This window comes from Methylobacterium sp. BI1 (assembly GCF_056680125.1).
Window position 1 is genome coordinate 553,696 of record NZ_CM155267.1, and the last position, 16,400, is coordinate 570,095.

The 16,400-nt window shown below is 71.5% G+C and carries 15 protein-coding genes; 6 read left to right on the plus strand and 9 right to left on the minus strand.

Features of this window, described 5'->3' with window-relative positions; genetic code table 11:
• Positions 1–114: 114 nt before the first annotated feature.
• The 3 genes from AC1MGR_RS02610 to mscL all read left to right on the plus strand — a co-directional run bounded on the left by AC1MGR_RS02610 (position 115) and on the right by mscL (position 2,227).
• Entirely contained in the window at positions 115–825 is a 711-nt protein-coding gene (locus AC1MGR_RS02610; protein ID WP_108036972.1) for a phosphatidylserine decarboxylase, read from the plus strand.
• Positions 826–834: 9 nt separating this feature from the next.
• A complete protein-coding gene (locus AC1MGR_RS02615; RefSeq protein ID WP_480233550.1) occupies positions 835–1,707 on the plus strand; it encodes a CDP-alcohol phosphatidyltransferase family protein in 873 nt (290 codons plus the stop codon).
• Between the two features lie 91 nt (positions 1,708–1,798).
• Positions 1,799–2,227, plus strand: coding sequence for a large conductance mechanosensitive channel protein MscL (gene mscL / locus AC1MGR_RS02620; RefSeq protein ID WP_480233551.1), 429 nt, complete (start codon positions 1,799–1,801; stop codon positions 2,225–2,227).
• Between the two features lie 4 nt (positions 2,228–2,231).
• Here the strand turns inward: mscL and AC1MGR_RS02625 are convergent, their stop codons facing one another.
• From AC1MGR_RS02625 to AC1MGR_RS02640, 4 genes are all read right to left on the minus strand, one after another.
• Complete coding sequence (locus AC1MGR_RS02625) at positions 2,232–2,513, minus strand: hypothetical protein (RefSeq protein WP_480233552.1); 282 nt, start codon at positions 2,511–2,513, stop codon at positions 2,232–2,234.
• 215 nt (positions 2,514–2,728) lie between these two features.
• Entirely contained in the window at positions 2,729–3,139 is a 411-nt protein-coding gene (locus tag AC1MGR_RS02630) for a DUF1236 domain-containing protein (protein ID WP_108036964.1), read from the minus strand.
• 160 nt (positions 3,140–3,299) lie between these two features.
• A complete protein-coding gene (locus tag AC1MGR_RS02635; protein WP_108036962.1) occupies positions 3,300–4,040 on the minus strand; it encodes a sigma-70 family RNA polymerase sigma factor in 741 nt (246 codons plus the stop codon).
• A 150-nt stretch (positions 4,041–4,190) separates the two neighbouring features.
• Positions 4,191–5,063, minus strand: coding sequence for a class II glutamine amidotransferase (locus AC1MGR_RS02640; protein WP_480233553.1), 873 nt, complete (start codon positions 5,061–5,063; stop codon positions 4,191–4,193).
• Between the two features lie 280 nt (positions 5,064–5,343).
• Between AC1MGR_RS02640 and AC1MGR_RS02645 the strand changes: the two genes are divergently transcribed.
• From AC1MGR_RS02645 to AC1MGR_RS02655, 3 genes are all read left to right on the plus strand, one after another.
• Positions 5,344–7,890, plus strand: a complete 2,547-nt coding sequence (locus AC1MGR_RS02645) for an ABC transporter ATP-binding protein (RefSeq protein ID WP_480233554.1) — start codon at positions 5,344–5,346, stop codon at positions 7,888–7,890.
• Positions 7,891–8,030: 140 nt separating this feature from the next.
• The gene (locus AC1MGR_RS02650; RefSeq protein ID WP_480233555.1) at positions 8,031–9,260 is read left to right on the plus strand and encodes a L,D-transpeptidase family protein; all 1,230 of its coding nucleotides are present in this window, start codon (positions 8,031–8,033) and stop codon (positions 9,258–9,260) included.
• Between the two features lie 231 nt (positions 9,261–9,491).
• Positions 9,492–10,391: an MBL fold metallo-hydrolase gene (locus AC1MGR_RS02655; protein WP_108036958.1), complete on the plus strand. Its 900-nt coding sequence runs from the start codon at positions 9,492–9,494 to the stop codon at positions 10,389–10,391.
• Positions 10,392–10,437: 46 nt separating this feature from the next.
• On the opposite strand, the gene AC1MGR_RS02660 is transcribed toward AC1MGR_RS02655, so the two are convergent.
• From AC1MGR_RS02660 to AC1MGR_RS02680, 5 genes are all read right to left on the minus strand, one after another.
• Positions 10,438–11,925: an amino acid permease gene (locus AC1MGR_RS02660; protein ID WP_108036956.1), complete on the minus strand. Its 1,488-nt coding sequence runs from the start codon at positions 11,923–11,925 to the stop codon at positions 10,438–10,440.
• A gap of 166 nt (positions 11,926–12,091) precedes the next feature.
• Positions 12,092–12,760: a DJ-1/PfpI family protein gene (locus AC1MGR_RS02665; RefSeq protein ID WP_108037128.1), complete on the minus strand. Its 669-nt coding sequence runs from the start codon at positions 12,758–12,760 to the stop codon at positions 12,092–12,094.
• A gap of 146 nt (positions 12,761–12,906) precedes the next feature.
• Positions 12,907–13,284, minus strand: coding sequence for a response regulator (locus tag AC1MGR_RS02670; protein ID WP_108036954.1), 378 nt, complete (start codon positions 13,282–13,284; stop codon positions 12,907–12,909).
• Between the two features lie 15 nt (positions 13,285–13,299).
• Positions 13,300–14,571, minus strand: coding sequence for a sensor histidine kinase (locus tag AC1MGR_RS02675; RefSeq protein WP_480233556.1), 1,272 nt, complete (start codon positions 14,569–14,571; stop codon positions 13,300–13,302).
• A gap of 318 nt (positions 14,572–14,889) precedes the next feature.
• Positions 14,890–16,398, minus strand: a complete 1,509-nt coding sequence (locus AC1MGR_RS02680) for a M48 family metalloprotease (RefSeq protein WP_480233557.1) — start codon at positions 16,396–16,398, stop codon at positions 14,890–14,892.
• Between the last annotated feature and the right edge of the window lie 2 nt (positions 16,399–16,400).

Sequence of the window (16,400 nt, forward strand, 5' to 3'; positions counted from 1 at the left end):
GGGCGTCCCTGATCCGAAACCGTATGACGGACGCCGCTCCGTGCCTTATGAGGGGGCCCCTGCCCAGGGAGCCTTCCGGGGGCGCCCACCAGACGAAAGCAGTCCTGAGCCCTCATGACCGACCTCCTCGAGACGATTCGCCGGACGCTCGTGCCGATCCACAAGGAGGGCTATCCCTTCATCGTCATCGGCATCGTGCTGACGGTGATCGGCGCCTACTTCGCGCAGTTCCTCGGCTGGGTGTTCCTGATCCTGACCCTGTGGGTCTGCTACTTCTTCCGCGATCCCGAGCGGATCACCCCCGTGGGCGACGGCCTCGTGGTCTCGCCGGCCGACGGACGGGTGAATCTGATCTCGACCGTGCTGCCCCCGCCGGAACTCGATCTGCCGCAGGAGCCGATGCTGCGCGTCTCGGTCTTCATGAACGTGTTCGACTGCCACGTGAACCGCGTGCCGGTGACGGGCCGGATCGGGCAGATCCACTACACGCCGGGCCTGTTCCTCAACGCCGAGCTCGACAAGGCCAGCGACGACAACGAGCGCAACGGCCTCGTCATGGAGACGACCCACAAGGGGCAGCCCCTGCGCATCGGCGTCGTCCAGATCGCCGGGCTGGTGGCGCGCCGGATCGTCGGCTGGGTCCACGCCAACGACACCCTGAACGTCGGCGAACGCTTCGGACTCATCCGCTTCGGCTCGCGGGTCGACGTCTACCTGCCGGTCGGCACCCGCGTGCTGGTCGGCCTCGGCCAGAAGGCGGTGGCGGGCGAGACTGTGCTCGCTGATCTCGGCGGCGGGCCCGAGCGCGTGTTCCGGCGCATCTGAGGGGTTCCCATGGACGACCTGTTCCCGCCCTTCGCCCCCGACGCCAACGAGCCCCGGCCGCGCCGCTTCAAGCCGGTGCCGTTCCGGATGATCGCGCCGAACATGATCACCCTGATGGCGCTCTGCCTCGGGTTGACGGCGATCCGCCTCGCCTTCGAGGGCAAGTTCGAGCCCGCGGTGATCTCCATCGTGGCCGCCGCCTTCCTCGACGGCATCGACGGACGCGTGGCCCGGATGCTCAAGGGCACCTCGCGCTTCGGGGCGGAGCTCGACTCCCTGGCGGACTTCGTCAATTTCGGCTGCGCGCCGGCACTGATCCTGTACGGGTTCGCCCTGAAGGAGCTGCGCTCGGTCGGCTGGATCGTCGCGCTGATCTTCGCGATCGCCATGGCGCTGCGGCTCGCCCGCTTCAACGCGATGCTGGACGACCCCAACCGCCCGGCCTGGAAGAAGGACTTCTTCGTCGGCATGCCGGCGCCCGCGGGCGCCCTCACGGCCATGCTCCCGCTCTACCTCAACTTCCTCGGTCTGCCGATGGAGCATTGGGCGGCCCCCGTGGTGCTCGGCTACATGCTCTGCATCGCCCTGCTGGTGGTCTCCACCGTGCCGACCTTCTCGGGCAAGACCATGGGCAAGCGCGTGCCCCGGGACTGGGTGCTGCCGATCTTCCTCGTGGTGGTGGCGGCCTTCGGCCTGTTCATCAGCTTCCCGTTCGAGGCGATGGTGGCGCTGGCGCTCGGCTACCTCGTCACCCTGCCGATCGGGGCGGCGCAGTATCGCCGCCGCGCCAAGGCGGAGGGGCAGGGCTCCGCGGCGGTCACCGCCTCTGACGATCTCCCCGAGCCTGCGAGGCCGGCCCACGATCGGGCCGTGGACAGCTGACGCGCGCCGCTGTCGCTTCCGGGTTGTCTTCGTCTAAGCTCGGCGTGGCCCGGACGCTTGATCCGGGTCGGACGCAGGCGGGGGCGGGTCGATGCTCGAGGAGTTCAAGAAGTTCGCACTGCGCGGCAATGTCGTCGACCTCGCCGTCGGCGTGATCATCGGCGCCGCCTTCGGGGCCATCGTGACCTCGGCGGTGCAGGACCTGTTCATGCCGATGATCGGGGCGATCACGGGTGGGCTCGACTTCTCGAACTACTATATCGCCCTGTCGTCGAGCGTGCAGAAGGGCGCGGCCTATGCCGACGCGAAGAAGCAGGGCGCCGTGATCGGCTACGGGCAGTTCATCACCGTGGCGCTGAACTTCATCATCGTGGCCTTCGTGCTGTTCCTCGTGATCCGGGCGATGAACCGCCTCGTTAGCAAGGAAGAGGCGAAGCCCGAGGCCGTGACCGAAGTGCCGGCCGACGTGAAGCTGCTCTCCGAGATCCGCGATATCCTGGCGACGAAGCCGTCGGTCTGACGACTTAGCGGGCTGCGCCGGGCTTCGGAGCCGCCCCGAGGTCGCCCAGCAGGCCCTCGAGGGCCTGCTCGACCGCGACCGTGCCCTCCTCGTGGGTCTTCAGCCGCACCTCGAGCCGCTTCAGCTGGGGCGCGAACGCCTCCGGGGCGGACGGATCGCCGAGATAGTCCGGAACCGTCTCGCCGGTGGCGAACACCGTCCGCAGCTGCTGGCCGAGATGGTCGCGGACCGGCTCGGGCAGGGCAGGGTCGGGAAGGGCGGGGTCGAGGGTGGAATCGTCTGCCATTGTCTGGGTATCCCTTGCGTCCATCGACAAATTCGTACCCACGCAACACGTGCCGGAAAGAGTAACGGCCGAGATCGCGAAGTGTTGCACGGTCTATCGCCCGGGGATTTTCCGGGGATCACCGGGATGAACAGCTCCGGACAGACAAAGGCCTCCGGCGAGGGGATCGCCGGAGGCCTCGATCAATCACCGCGCCGAGGGCGCGGCCGAGCGTCTTAGTCGATCACTTCGACGATGCGATGGCCGCGGTCGACCAGCACCGGACGCTCGTTGACGATGGTGTAGCGGGCGCCGCGGGCGTTGTACTCGGCGGGGACGTCGTAATAGGTCACACCCGAGCTCGGCAGCACGGCGCCGACGCGGACATCGCCGTTGTAGTCGTAGGACGAGCGACGCTCGCGGGTGACGTACTGGCGGAAGCGGGGACGGTCATCGACGCCGAGGATGCCACCAACCGTGCCGGTGGCCGCACCGACGGCGCCGCCGACGATCGCACCGACCGGGCCGGCCGCATCCGCACCCTCTTGGGCGCCGCGCTCGGCGCCACGGACCAGGCCCTGCGCCTGGGCGGCCATGGGCAGGCTGAGGGCGATCGCGGAAACGGCGAGAAGGGTCTTGAAGTTCATCGTGCAGCTCCTGAACGAGTATCCCGCGACGCTGTGAAGCGCTGCCGGGTTCAGGGCAGTAACGTCCAACTCCCGGAAGGGATGCGTTGAAAGTTTCGGGGCCGAGCCGAGCTGGTGGGATCGTCCGGCCCCGGTTTCCCCGGCCGGCCGTCCGGTCCGATCAGGCTTCCTTGGGCATGGCCGACTGGATCAGCCGGTCCGAGCTCAGGTCCTCCTCGTCGTAGCCCAGGAGCTCGGCGAGGCGCCCGCGGGCCCGGCTGACGCGGCTCTTCACGGTGCCGACCTTGCAGCCCATGATGGCCGCGGCCTCCTCGTAGGAGACGCCCTCGGCGCCGACGAGCACCAGCGCCTCGCGCTGGTCCGGCGGCAGCTTGCCCAGAGCCGTCTGCAGGTCCTCGACGTCGAGGCGGTCGCCCTGGTGCGGGGCGGTGGCGAGACGGGCGGCGTAGGAGCCGTCCTGGTCCTCGACCTCGCGCACGCGCTTGCGGTGGTCCGAGTAGAAGATGTTGCGCAGGATCGTGAACAGCCAGGCGTTCAGGTTCGTGCCCGGCTGGAAGCGGGCGCGGTGCTGCCAGCCCTTCAGCAAGGTGTCCTGCACGAGGTCGTCGGAGCGGGCCGGGTTGCTCGTCAGCGACAGGGCGAAGGCCCGCAGGGACGGCACGGCCGCGAGCAGGCCGTTGCGGAACTCCGGCTCGATCGCCTCGCCGCGGGCCTTGAGGGCGGCCTCCAGCTGCGCGATCAGCTCGGCGAAGCGGGTCGGCTGCTCGTCCGGCGCCAGGCGCTCGTAGACCGTGCGCAGGTGCTCGCCGAGATGGCTGCGGATGTTCGAGGATAGGTTCGGCCGGCCATCGGAGGAGGCCGACAGGGCGTCGGGGGCGGTGTCGGTCACGTCGCGTGTCATGGCTCGTCGTAATCTGGGGCGGTCAGGTTTCGTGTCGGCCCGAGGCGTCCGAGAAGCACCCGCGTGGTCAACTGATGTCGGGCGTTGTAGCGCATCTGGGCCGGCCACGCATCCCGCTGGACAACCGTGGCCGTTATGCGCCGCGCCGCATCAACAGCCGCAGGGGGACGGGACCCGTTCCGGGCGCGGGATCGCCTGGGTGGAGGCTCCCTTGGAAGGGTCTCCCTCGGCAGAGGCTCCCGGGGCCTGGGCCGGCTTCAGGATGCGCACCGCGCCGTCGCGCAGGGAGAGCACATGGCCGCGCTCCACGTCGGTCCAGCACTCGTCGCGGGTGAGCGCCTTCGTGGCGATCACCGTGACGACGTCCTTCGCCCCGGTCTCCTGCGCGAAATCGACCCGCCAGTCCTCGTCCACCAGGGTCGCGGTGCCGAAGGGGGCGCAGCGGGTCAGGTAGCACAGGCGCTTGCCGCAATGGGCATAGAGGGTGCGGCTGTCCGACAGGAGCATGTTGAACACGCCGAGGCCGTGCAGCGCGGCGCAGAGGTCGGCCACGGCCCGGTCGATGCGCGCCGGGCTCGGCAGATCGGGCCAGCGCTGCTGCAGCTGGTCGAGCATCCAGCAGAAGGCATGCTCGCTGTCCGTCGAGCCCACCGGCTTGAACCAGGTCAGCGGCCACTTCTTCACGCCCTTGAGCTGGCCATTGTGCGCGAAGGTCCAGCGCCGGCCCCACAATTCGCGGCTGAACGGATGGGTGTTCTCGAGGTTCACCCGTCCGCGATTGGCCTTGCGCACGTGGGCGATGACGATGCGGCTCTTGATCGGCGTCCTGCGCAGGAGCCGGGCGAGCTCCGACTGCGCGCTTGGCTCCGGTTCGTGGAAGGCGCGGGCACCGCGTCCCTCGTAGAAGCTGATGCCCCAGCCGTCGGCATGCGGGCCGGTCTCGCCCCCGCGCCGCGCCAGGGCGGCGAAGGAGAAGCGGATATCCGTGGGGACGTTCGCGCTCATGCCGAGCAGTTCGCACATGGAGGTTCGGGGGACTTCGCGTGGGAGGACGGGCGGTGGTCGCGGGCGGCGGACCCCTGGGGGCACCGGGCACCCCACTCTAGAGGATTTTCCTGCCCGCGGGAGCGGCAATCCTGCGCAAACGCGTCAGGCCGCACTATGGCGCCATCGGACCCGGGAACCCGTGGCGGAGAACGGGCCGGGCGCCCGCCGAGGTGCGCCCCCGCGCTTTCGCCGCCGGAGACGATCCTCTAAGCCGCTCCCCGGGCCCCGTTTCCGGGGCATCGTGGACAGGGTGCCGATGGACCGCGATCCGATCGCCTTCACCTGGCGGACCGCGCGGCGGGAGCATGCCGCCGCGGTCGGGCTGGCGCTCGGTCTCGGCGGACCCCTCGCGCTGCTCGCGCTCCTGTGCCTGCGGGATCTCGTCGGCGTGCAGGTGCACGACACCGATCCCACGGGGCCGTTCCTGCGGATCGCCGCGGCCCTGCCCTGGCGTCCCGCCGCCGAGGGGCCCTTCGTGGCCTTCGCCGGCTGGACCCTGCCTCACGGCGAACTCGTGCGCGCGGCCTTCCTCGGGCTCGCGGCGGCGGCCCTCGCCTCGGCCGGCCTCGGCTGGGCCGTGGCGCGCCTGTGCTTCTATGCCCAGACCCGGACGGTGGCGGCCCTGCAGGGGCGGGTCACCGAGGCGATCCTGCGCGCGCCGCCCGGCGCCCGCGACGAGGCCCGCGCCCTGGCCCAGGCCATGGGAGACCTCCTCGCCCGCCTCGACACGCTGTTCGGCCTGGCGATCCTGGTGCCGGCGCTCGCGGTCGGCGGCACCGTCCTCGCCCTGGTCCTCGCCGGCCTCGCCGCGCCGCGCCTCGTGCCCACGATCGCCGCCGGGCTCCTGGCCGCCGGCCTCGCCCGGGCGCTGATCCAGCGGCGGATGCAGGACCGGGCCGCCCTGCGCCTCCGGGCCGGCGGGGCCGCCGGGCGGGCCCTCTCCGACCTGATCCGCCGCATGCCGGCGGTGCGGGCGCACGGGGCCGCCGCCTTCGAGCGCGGGCGCCTCGCCGCTAAGGGCGCGAGCACCCGCGATGCCCTCGAGGCCTCCGAATCCGCCCTGGCCTATGCCCGCGCGCCCTCCATGGCGCTGGCGATCCTGCTGCCCGCGATCGTCGTCGCGGTGGCCCTGTGGCGCGGCCATGACGGCACCACCGAGCCGGTGGAGCCCGGGGCCCTGCTGGCCGCCGCCGGCGGCTTCGCCCTCGCGGTGGTGGCCCTCACCGTGACCCTGCGGATGGCGAGCCTGCATCGCACCCTCGCCGGCCCATTCCGCGACGTCGCCGTCGCGGTGCCGGCCCTGGAGGGCCGTGCCCCGGCCCGGCCCGGCACGGTGACGGCCCTGCCGGAGGCGGGCGCCCTGGTGGTGCAGGGGGTCGGGGCCTACGATCCGGCCACCGGCGAGCGGCTCGCCGGCGTCGACGCCACCCTGCCGATGCCCGGCCACGTCGCCATCCTGGGCGAGCGCGGCAGCGGCAGCCGGGTGCTCGCCGCGATCCTGGCCGGGCAGCTCGAACCCTCCGCCGGCGCGGTCACCTACGGGGGCATCGACCTGCGGGCCTTCGAGCCGGAGGCGCGGGCCCGGCGCATCGCCCTGGCGGGGGCCGAGGCCATCCTCATCGAGGGCTCCTTGCGCCAGAACATCCTCTACGGCGCCTCCGGGACGCCCGATCCCGACGATCTCATCGCCACCTTGCGGATCACCGGCCTCGACGCCTTCGCGTATGCGCGCGGCCTGGAAGGCACCGTCGATCCGGCAGCCGAGCCGGAGATCGCCCGGGCCGTGGTGGCCGCCCGCCACGCGGTCCGCGAGGCGCTCGCCGCCGACAAGGCCGGCCGCCTGGTCGAGCCCTTCGATCCGGCCCGCTACAACCACCAGGCGACGGTGGGCGAGAACATCCTCTTCGGCGAGGCGGTGGGACCGGCCTTCGCCCCCGACCACATCGCGGCGCACCCGTATCTCCGCGCCGTGCTGGAGGCGGAGGGCCTCAGCCGGCCCCTCACGGAGATCGGGCTCCAGGTCGCCCGCAGCCTCGTCGAGATCTTCGCCGACCTGCCCGACGATCACCCGCTGTTCGAGACGTTCTCGCTGTTCCCGGCGGCCGAGCGCGGCTTCTTCGAGGATCTCGTCGGCCGCCAGCCCGAGGCCAAGGGCTGGCGTCGGGGCCCGGCCGGCCAGCGCGACCGCAAGCGCCTGATCGGCCTCGCCCTGCGCTACAGCGAGACGCGGCACCGCTTCGGCCTCATCGACGCCGCCTTCGAGGAGCGGCTGGTGGATGCCCGCCGCTCCTTCGCGCGCCTGATGCCCGCCAACCTGCGGGGCACGGTCGAGTTCTACGATCCGGCCCGGCTCACCGCCGCCGCGAGCCTGGAGGAGAACATCCTGTTCGGCCGCATCAACGGCGAGGAGGCCGGCGCCGAGGCGCGGGTGCGGGCGCTGGTGCGCCGGGTGCTCGCCGACGAGGGCCTCGAACCGGCCGTCTACCGCCTCGGCCTCGAGAGCCGGGTCGAGCCCGGCCTCGCCGGGGGCGGCGCCAGCCTCGGCGAGAACGCGATCGGCCCGCGCGAGCGCATCGCCATCGACCTCGCCCGCTGCCTCGTGCGCCGGCCGGACATCGTCGTCATCGCCATCGCCCTGGAGGACCGGAAGGGCGACGAGATCCGCGCCCGCCTCGCGGCCCTGCGGGCGGCCCGGGCCGGCCGGGGCCTCATCGTCTGCCTGCCGGATGCCGAGGCCCTAGCCGGGGTCGAGCCCTTCGACGCGGTGCTGCGCATCGAGCGCAACACGGTGCTCGCCGCCTGATCGCGGGGGAGGGCCGGGCCTTCCCCGGCTTTCCCGGACCTTCCCCTATTGCCGCCCCATTGGGATGCGATAGGCAGGAGAGCGTGCATCGTGCACGGGCGTCCGCCCGCCAGCGGACGGGTCGCTCTTCAGGACCACGCATGGTCTTCCTGTCCCGGGGTCCGTTCCGCCGCGCGGCGTCGGCCCTTCTCGCCCTCGCGATGCCGATCCTGGCCCTCGGCGCCGTGATCGCGGCGTCGCCCGCCTCCGCCGAGCCGTCCAAGGCCTTCGCCCCGATTCCGGCCGCGACCCTGGCTCTCATGCAGGCGCGGGGCACCACGGTGGCGGCCCCGGTGCTGTTCCGGGCCTACAAGAAGGAATCCGAGATCGAGGTCTGGAAGCGGGCCGGCAGCGGTCGCTTCGTCCACGTGAAGACCTTCCCGATCTGCCGCTGGTCGGGCCAGCTCGGCCCCAAGCGCAAGAGCGGCGATCGTCAGACCCCCGAGGGGTTCTACACGGTGCCCCAGCGCCAGATGAACCCGAACTCGCGCTACTATCTCTCCTTCGACGTTGGCTACCCCAACGCCTACGACAGGGCCCACGGCTCCACCGGCTCGGCCGTCATGGTCCACGGGGTCTGCTCGTCGATGGGCTGCTTTGCCATGACGGACCAGGTGGTCGGCGAGATCTACGCCATCGCCCGGGAGGCCTTCGCCGGCGGGCAATCCGCCTTCCAGTTCCAGTCCTTTCCGTTCCGGATGACGGCAGCGAACATGGCCCGGCACCGGACCGATCCGAACATCGATTTCTGGCGCCAGCTCAAGGAGGGCGCCGACCGGTTCGACGCGCTCGGCGAGGAGCCGGCCGTCAGCGTGGTCGGCGGTCGCTACGCCTTCGCGCCCGCCAAGGATCCGGCCCGGGAAGCCCAGGTCGTCGCCTATCGCCGGGCCGAGGAGGCGCGCATCGCCACCCTGGTGGAGGAGGGGAGCGCGGCCGTGCGCACCACCTATTCCGACGGGGCGCAGCACCCGTTCTGGGCGGCGCTCGCGGCCAAGGGCGCCTCCCTCGGCGACGTGAGCCGGCCGGAGGCCCTGGCGTATGCGGGCCAGGAGGTGGTGGTCATCGCGGCCCGGCCGCGCCCGGTCCAGGTGGCCGAGGCGGTGTGGGCGCGCTGGATCGCGCCGGATTCGCCGCTCTCGCGAACCCGGATGCCGGGCTTCGTGCCCGCCTATGAGCGCACGGCGCCGCTCTTCGCGCCCCTGGCCACGACCGTCCCGGGGACGGAGGCCTATCCCGTTGCTTGGCCGCGCCTGGTTCGCCTCAGCCTGTCGGGTGCCCTGCCGGTGCCCGTCCCGGCCCGGGGCGCCATCGATGTCCTGGCGCAGCGGTGAGCGGGCTGGTGGCCGGGCCGACACAGTTCGCCGACGAAGTTCCGGGCCGGCCGTCTCCCCGCCTGGCCATGTGCGGGCTCGCACATCGGGGGGCAGGGCGGCTTACTACCTCAGAGCAGTTCCACTTCGATCCCGGCACCCGCCTGTCGCCGACCAGCGAGGATTGGATCGCGCCGGTGCGACGAAGGGCACCCGATCCGCGTTGGGATCGGGGCACATGGTAATCGAACGATGACCTTCTCCTCCCGTCCCTTCGCGGATGACGGCCTCACCCTGACCTTCTGGGGTGTCCGCGGTTCGACGCCCGTCAGCGGCCCGGATTACACCGAGTTCGGCGGCAGCACGCCCTGCCTCGAGATCCGGTGTGGCGAGCGGCTGTTCCTGCTCGATGCCGGCTCGGGCCTGAATGCCTGCGGCCGCCATCACCGCGATGCGATGCCCAAGGAGATCGACCTCCTCTTCAGCCACCTGCACCTCGACCACACCGCCGGCCTGCCGTTCTTCAAGCCTGTGGTGCTCGACCCGGAGCGGACCCTCAACACCTATTGCGGCAACCTCGACGGGGAGAGCGCCGCCGCGGCCCTCGACCGGCTGTTCTCGCCGCCGCTGTTTCCCGTCACCCTCGACATCATTCCCTGCCGGCTGGCCCATCACGGCTTCAAGGCCGGCGAGCGGCTGACCTTCCCGGACGGCGCCACCGTCGACACGATCCTGCTCAACCATCCGCAGGGCTCGGTGGGCTACCGCTTCGAGCATGCGGGGCGGCGGCTCTGCGTGATCAGCGACATCGAGCACAGCGATCCGTGGCCGGACACGACCCTGATGGACTTCGTGCGCGACGCCGACCTCGTGGTCTATGACGGCATGTTCACCGAGGGCGAGTACCCGGTCTGCCGGGGCTGGGGCCACTCGACCTGGCAGAAGGGCGTGGAACTGGCGCAGGCCGCCGGGGTGAAGGCGCTCGCCATCATCCACCTGCATCCCTGCCACACCGACGCGATGCTGCGCAGCGTCGAGGCCGACATGCAGGCGGCGATGCCCACCGCCTTCATCGCCCGCGAGCGCCAGACCGTGGCCGTGGGCGAGCCGGTGCGCAGCGCACCCACCCTGGCCCTGGCCCGCACCGCCTGAGGCAGGCAGGTCCCTCGCCCGGACGGAGAGGGACCGCCCGGCGCGATCAGGCCGCGTCCTCGCGCCCCATTTCCTCGCGCCCGATGCGGCTGTGGCGCCGGCTCCAGCCGAAGTAGATCAGCAGACCGATGGCGAGCCAGACGACCAGGCGCAGCCAGGTCTCCCCGTCGAGTGACACCATCATGGCAAAGCAGCTGAGGATGCCGAGGATCGGCACCAGCGGCACCAGGGGCGTGCGGTAGTCGCGGCGCGCGTCCGGCTGGGTCCGGCGCAGGATGATGACGCCGACGCAGACCAGGATGAAGGCCAGCAGCGTGCCGATGCTCGTCATGTGGCCGAGCTGGGAGATCGGCAGGAAGCCGCCGAGGGCGCTGGTGAACACCATGAAGAACAGGTTCGAGCGGTAGGGCGTCTTCCAGGTCGGGTGGATCTTGGAGAAGAAGCCCGGCAGCAGCCGGTCCTGGCTCATGGAGTAGAACACCCGGCTCTGGCCGAGCAGCAGCACCAGGATCACGGTGGAGAAGCCCGCGATCACGCCGAGCGTCACGAGGCTGCGCAGCCACGGGAACGGCGTCTGGGCGATGGCGGTGTTCACCGGCGCCGCGTCGCCCTTCATCTGGTCGTAGTGCACGAGGCCGGTGAGCACGCCCGCGAAGGCGATGTAGATCACCGTGCAGATGGCGAGCGACCCCAGGATGCCGATCATCATGTTGCGCTGGGGGTTCTTGGCCTCCTGTGCCGCCGTCGAGACCGCGTCGAAGCCCACATAGGCGAAGAACACCACGCCGGCGCCCCGCATGATCCCGCTCCAGCCGTACTCGCCGAAGGTGCCGGTGTTCTCGGGGATGAACGGCACGTAGTTCTGCGCCTTGATGTAGAACAGGCCGACCCCGATCACGACCGCCACCACGGCGAGCTTGATCATCACCACCACGGCATTGACCCGGGCCGATTCCCGGATGCCGATCATCAGGAGCGCCGAGGCCGCCACGATGATGAAGATCGCCGGCAGGTTGACGAGGCCGTGCGCCGTGGTGCCGTCCGCGAGGGCGTAGGTCTCGAAGGGGGAGTGGACGAGGCTCGGGGGCAGGTTGATCCCGAGGGTGTCGCGCAGGAAGCGCGTGACGTAGCTCGACCAGCTCACCGAGACCGTGGCGGCGCCCACCGCGTATTCGAGCACGAGGTCCCAGCCGATGATCCAGGCCACGAACTCGCCCATGGTGGCGTAGGCGTAGGTGTAGGCCGAGCCCGCCACCGGGATCATGCCGGCGAGCTCGCTGTAGCACATGCCCGCGAAGGCGCAGGCGATGGAGGCGATGGCGAAGGAGATCACCACCGCGGGGCCCGCATGCTCGGCCGCCGCGATGCCGGTCAGGGAGAACAGGCCGGCGCCGATCACCGCGCCGATGCCGAGGGCGATCAGGCTCCAGGGGCCGAGGGTGCGGGCGAGCTTGTGCTCGCCGCCTTCCGCGTCGCGGTTCAGCCGCTCCAGCGATTTCGTGCGCGTGAGGTCGCCCGCGAGGCCTGCCGCCATGGGTTGGTCCTATCCTGGTTGGGAGCGGGTGGTCCGCCCGGCCAGGCGGGCGGACCCGGAAGAGGATGGCAAGGGTGTCATCGTCGTGATCTGCGATCTTGGCGTGTGCCCAGCGCAGTGGCAAACGGCGAATGACGGCACCAGCCGGTTTCGGGCCGCACTCCGGTCACGGGCGCGTGATCGCCGCCTCGGCGGCGGCGGCCTCCGCGCCCTCGATCAGCGGGCGGAGGATCGCCCGCGCCCGCGCGGTGATGGCCGGGCCAGCCAGGTCCGGCGTCCCGGCCTGGACGGGCGGCGCCGGGGCGTACTCGGCCACGAGCTGGCTCGTGCGGGCCGCCTCGGGCCCGGCGAGCCGCGCGGCGAGCGCCAGGGCGAAATCCAAGCCCGCCGAGATGCCCGCCGCCGTGACGCGGTTGCGGTCGAACACCACCCGTTCATCCACCGGAACGGCCCCGAGGCGCGGCAGCACCTGGTCCCGCACGCACCAGTGCGAGGTGGCGCGGTAGCCCCGGAGCAGGCCGGCCGCCCCGAGGATCAGCGAGCCGGTGCAGACGCTGGTGATCCAGCCGGCCCGTGCCGCCCGGTCGCGCAAGAAGGCCAGGGTCTCGGCATCGCGCATCTGCGCGGGTGTGCCGTCGCCTCCCGGCACGAACAGCACGTCGAGGTCGCGCGGGCAGGTCTCGAAGCTGTCCCCGGCCAGGAGGACGAGGCCGGTATCCGACGCGACGGGGCCGGCCGTGCGCGCCACGAGGTGCAGCCCGCCTCCGGCGATGCCGGCCAGCAGCGCCTGCGGGCCGACGAGATCGAGGGCGGTCATGCCCGGATAGAGCAGCATCGCGATGCGCAGCGCGCGCGCCGGCTCCGCCCCGGACGGCCCGGCCGAAGAGGACCCAGCCGACGAGGCTCCGACGGCGGTCAGCGCGGCGGCGCCCGCGAGCCCGGCGACCGCGACGGCGCGGCGGGTGGGGCCGGGGGGCTGCGTCACGCGTTCGGCCTGACCTCGAAGGACTCGATCGCCTTGATCAGCGTCGCCGCCCGGTAGGGCTTTGTGAAGAACAGGCTGCCCGCGATGAGGCGGGGCGGCGTCTGCGAGAACCCCGTGGCGTAGATGACCGGCAGGTCGGGACGCAGGGCCCGCGCGGCCTCGGCGAGCTGCCATCCGTCCATCAGGCCCGGCAGCCGAATATCGGTGAACAGGATGTCGACGGACGCTTCCGCCTTCAGGATATCCAGGGCGATCTCGGCGGTCGCCGCCTGGAAGACGGCGAAGCCGGCATCCTCGAGATCGGCCGTGATGACTTCGAGTAGCAGAGACTCGTCCTCCACCATGAGGATCCGTGGTTTGGCCGAGCCGCTCATCGTTGTGGCGTTCCGTCAGGCGTAGCTTAGGCGTGGTGTGCGACCGAGTCGGGACGCCTCTTCACTCGGATGAGGGGACGATAACTCGGTTCGATCACGAGGCAAGTAGATCCATACTGTCGTGCCCCGGCCCGGTTCGCTTTGAATCTCGACGTGCCCATCGGATTGCTTGGCAAAGCCGAAGACCTGACTCAGGCCGAGGCCGGTGCCCTCGCCCACCGCCTTGGTGGTGAAGAAGGGCTCGAACGCGCGGGCGAGAACCTCGGGGGCCATGCCCCGGCCGCTATCCGCGAGCTCGATGGCCACGTGATCGACGGGGCGCAGGGCGGGAATCCGCTCGGCCTCCGCGGCGGGAACGTTGCGGGTGCGGATCACCGCGCGTCCCCCCGTCTCGGTCGCGTCGCGGGCATTCACCGCGAGGTTCAGCAGGGCGTTCTCCAGTTGGTTGGCGTCGACGCAAACGGGCCAGACCTGGGGCGCGAGGGCCATTTCCGGACCCTCCACCGCGCCGAGGGCACCGCGCAGGAGTTCGGACAGGTCGCGGATCAGCCGGTTCGGGTCGACCCGGGCCGGCCGGAGCGGCTGCCGGCGGGAGAAGGCGAGCATCTTCTGCACCAGGGCCGCGGCGCGCTCGGCCCCGGTCAGTGCACCGGTCAGCGAGCGGCGAGCCCCGCTCTCGGGCGGCAGGAAGCGCTCGATCCGGTCGAGGTTGCTGATGACGACGCCGAGCAGGTTGTTGAAGTCGTGGGCGACGCCCCCCGTGAGAGCGCCGATGGCCTCCATCTTCTGGCTCTGGCGCAGCATCTCCTCGGCCTGGTCGCGCTCGGCATGGGCCTCGTGCAGGGCGGCCAGCGCCGCGTCGCGCTCGTCGATCCGCGCCAGCAGCTCGGCATTCGCCCTGCGCAACTGGTCGGGCGAGGGCAGGGCGAGGGCCCGCGGCAGCAGGACCCAGAGCAGGATCGCCGTCACGATCGAGGCGGCGGCCGTGACCGCCTTGATCGCGGCCTCCGCCGCGTAGTCCGGCACCCAGAGGGTCCAGATCGCGAAGAGGTGGGTGGTGCCGCAGGCGAGGATGAACAGGGCGAAGGCCCAGAACATCCACCCGAAGGCGATGTCGCGCCGCCGGGTCACGAAGACTCCCAGCGCGACCGGGATGGTGAAGTAGGCGAAGGCGATGATCGCGTCCGAGACGACATGCGTCCAGATCAGCTCCGGCCGCCACAGCAGGCAGATCCCGTGCGGCGCCAGGCTGGTGCGGTCGAGGAAGCTGCTCAGGATCGCGAGCATGTCAGGTCTCGAAGGCTCCGGGGTCAGCCGCATCCGACCGGGCAGGCACGGCGGGCATGATCTGGGCTGGATTATAGCCTGAACGACGTCCGACGTCCCAGACAAATGCGCGTGTCGACTATGAGCTATTAAAGGTCACGACTGGGGCGGACGCTGATTTATTATGGCTCCGCACGCCGGGATTGCGGCGGCGCGCGGTTTCGGCCTGGGCTCTCAAGCCGGGCTCTCGGCACGACGCCTGAGGCGACCGGCGAAACCGGAGCGGTCAACCCTGTCCCGCACGGCCGGGCGCCGGCCGGCGCCGCTCGCCGCGCGCGTCTATTCCACCACGACCTTGTAGGGCTGGCCGGTCCGGAGGGTGGCGCCGCGCTCCAGGCCGTTCAGCACGAGGAAGCGCTCAACCGGCTTGTCCGGAACCACCATGCGCTGCGCCAGGGTCTCGACGGTCTCGCCGGCGCCGGCCGTCACCACCACGAGGCGCAGGGGCCGCAGGGTCCGGGCCTCGGCCGGATCGATCGCCGACAGGCTCTCGGTCCAGCGCCGGAACGCGCCGTCCGGATCGGTGCTGCCCTTGGCCGCCATGATCATCCGGAAGGTGGTCTCGCCGACGCGGATCACGGCGAGGCGGAAGGTCCAGTCCTTGCCGCGGGACAGGGCCGTCGCCGCCGGGTAGCCGGCGACCATCCGGTTCTCCAGGGAGCCCGGCTCGACGACGTCGTTCCAGGTCGCCTTCAGCACTTCGTCGAGGCCCTGGCCCGGATTGCTCTCGACCTGATCGAAGAGCAGGCGCCGGCTGCCCTCTCCGGTGGTGCCCAGGACCGCGTTCCGGGTGTTCTCGATGGAGAAGCCCTCCGGCACCTCGAAGGCGATGCCGAGGGCCGGATGGAGGAACTTGCGCCCGCGCACGACGCCGTCCCCCGGATTGTCGCCATAGGCGATGCCGTCGATGGCCGCGAGGTAGCGGGCGCGCTCGTCGACCCCGAGGCCGGGGGCCCCGATGAGGCGGGCGGCGCGGGTCACCAGGGTGATGCGCTCGGTGGTGCCCGGATGGGTCGCCAGCATGTCGGGTTCGCCCGCCATGCCGGTACCGGTCTTCAGGGCCGTGGTCCGGCTCAAGGCCGTGAGGAACCGGCCGGCGCCGAACGGATCGTAGCCGGCGCGCGCCAGGGTACGCACCCCGACGCTGTCGGCCTCCAGTTCCTGGTCGCGCGAGAACCGGGCCAGGGCGAATTTCGACTGGCTCTGGAGCTGGGCGCCCGTCACGGGGTCGTTGAGCACGTCGGCCACGACCTTGCTCACCAGCTGCGAGCGCAAGGCCAGCTCGGTGCGCGCCGTGGCGTGGCGCAGGGTGACGTGGGCGATCTCGTGGGCGAGGACGGCGGCCACCTCGGAGGTGTCGCTCGCCAGCGCCAGCAGGCCCCGGGTGACGTAGAGCCGGCCGCTCGGCAGTGCGAAGGCGTTGATGACGGGCGAATCGAGCAGGGTGACCGCGTAGGTCTCCTCCGGCCGCTCGGTCGCCTTGACGAGGCGGTCGGTCACGTCGCTGACCAGGCGGAGCGTCGCCGGGGACCGGTACTCGCCGCCGAAGGAAGCCACCAGCTTGGCGTGGTCCGCATCCGAGGCGGTGCGCTCGCGCCCCGTCGTGCGCGGCGCCTCGCGGGGCACGGCCAGCGTCGCCTTCTGCACGACGGCACCGGTCTGGTCGCCGATGCAGCCCGAGAGCAGCAGTCCGAGGAGCGGCCAGGCGGCGTGCCGGCCGGGCCGGAGACGGCGCGCCGGCGACGGAGCGGCCGTCGCGCGCATCGTGAGGCGGAGGATCGAACCCATGC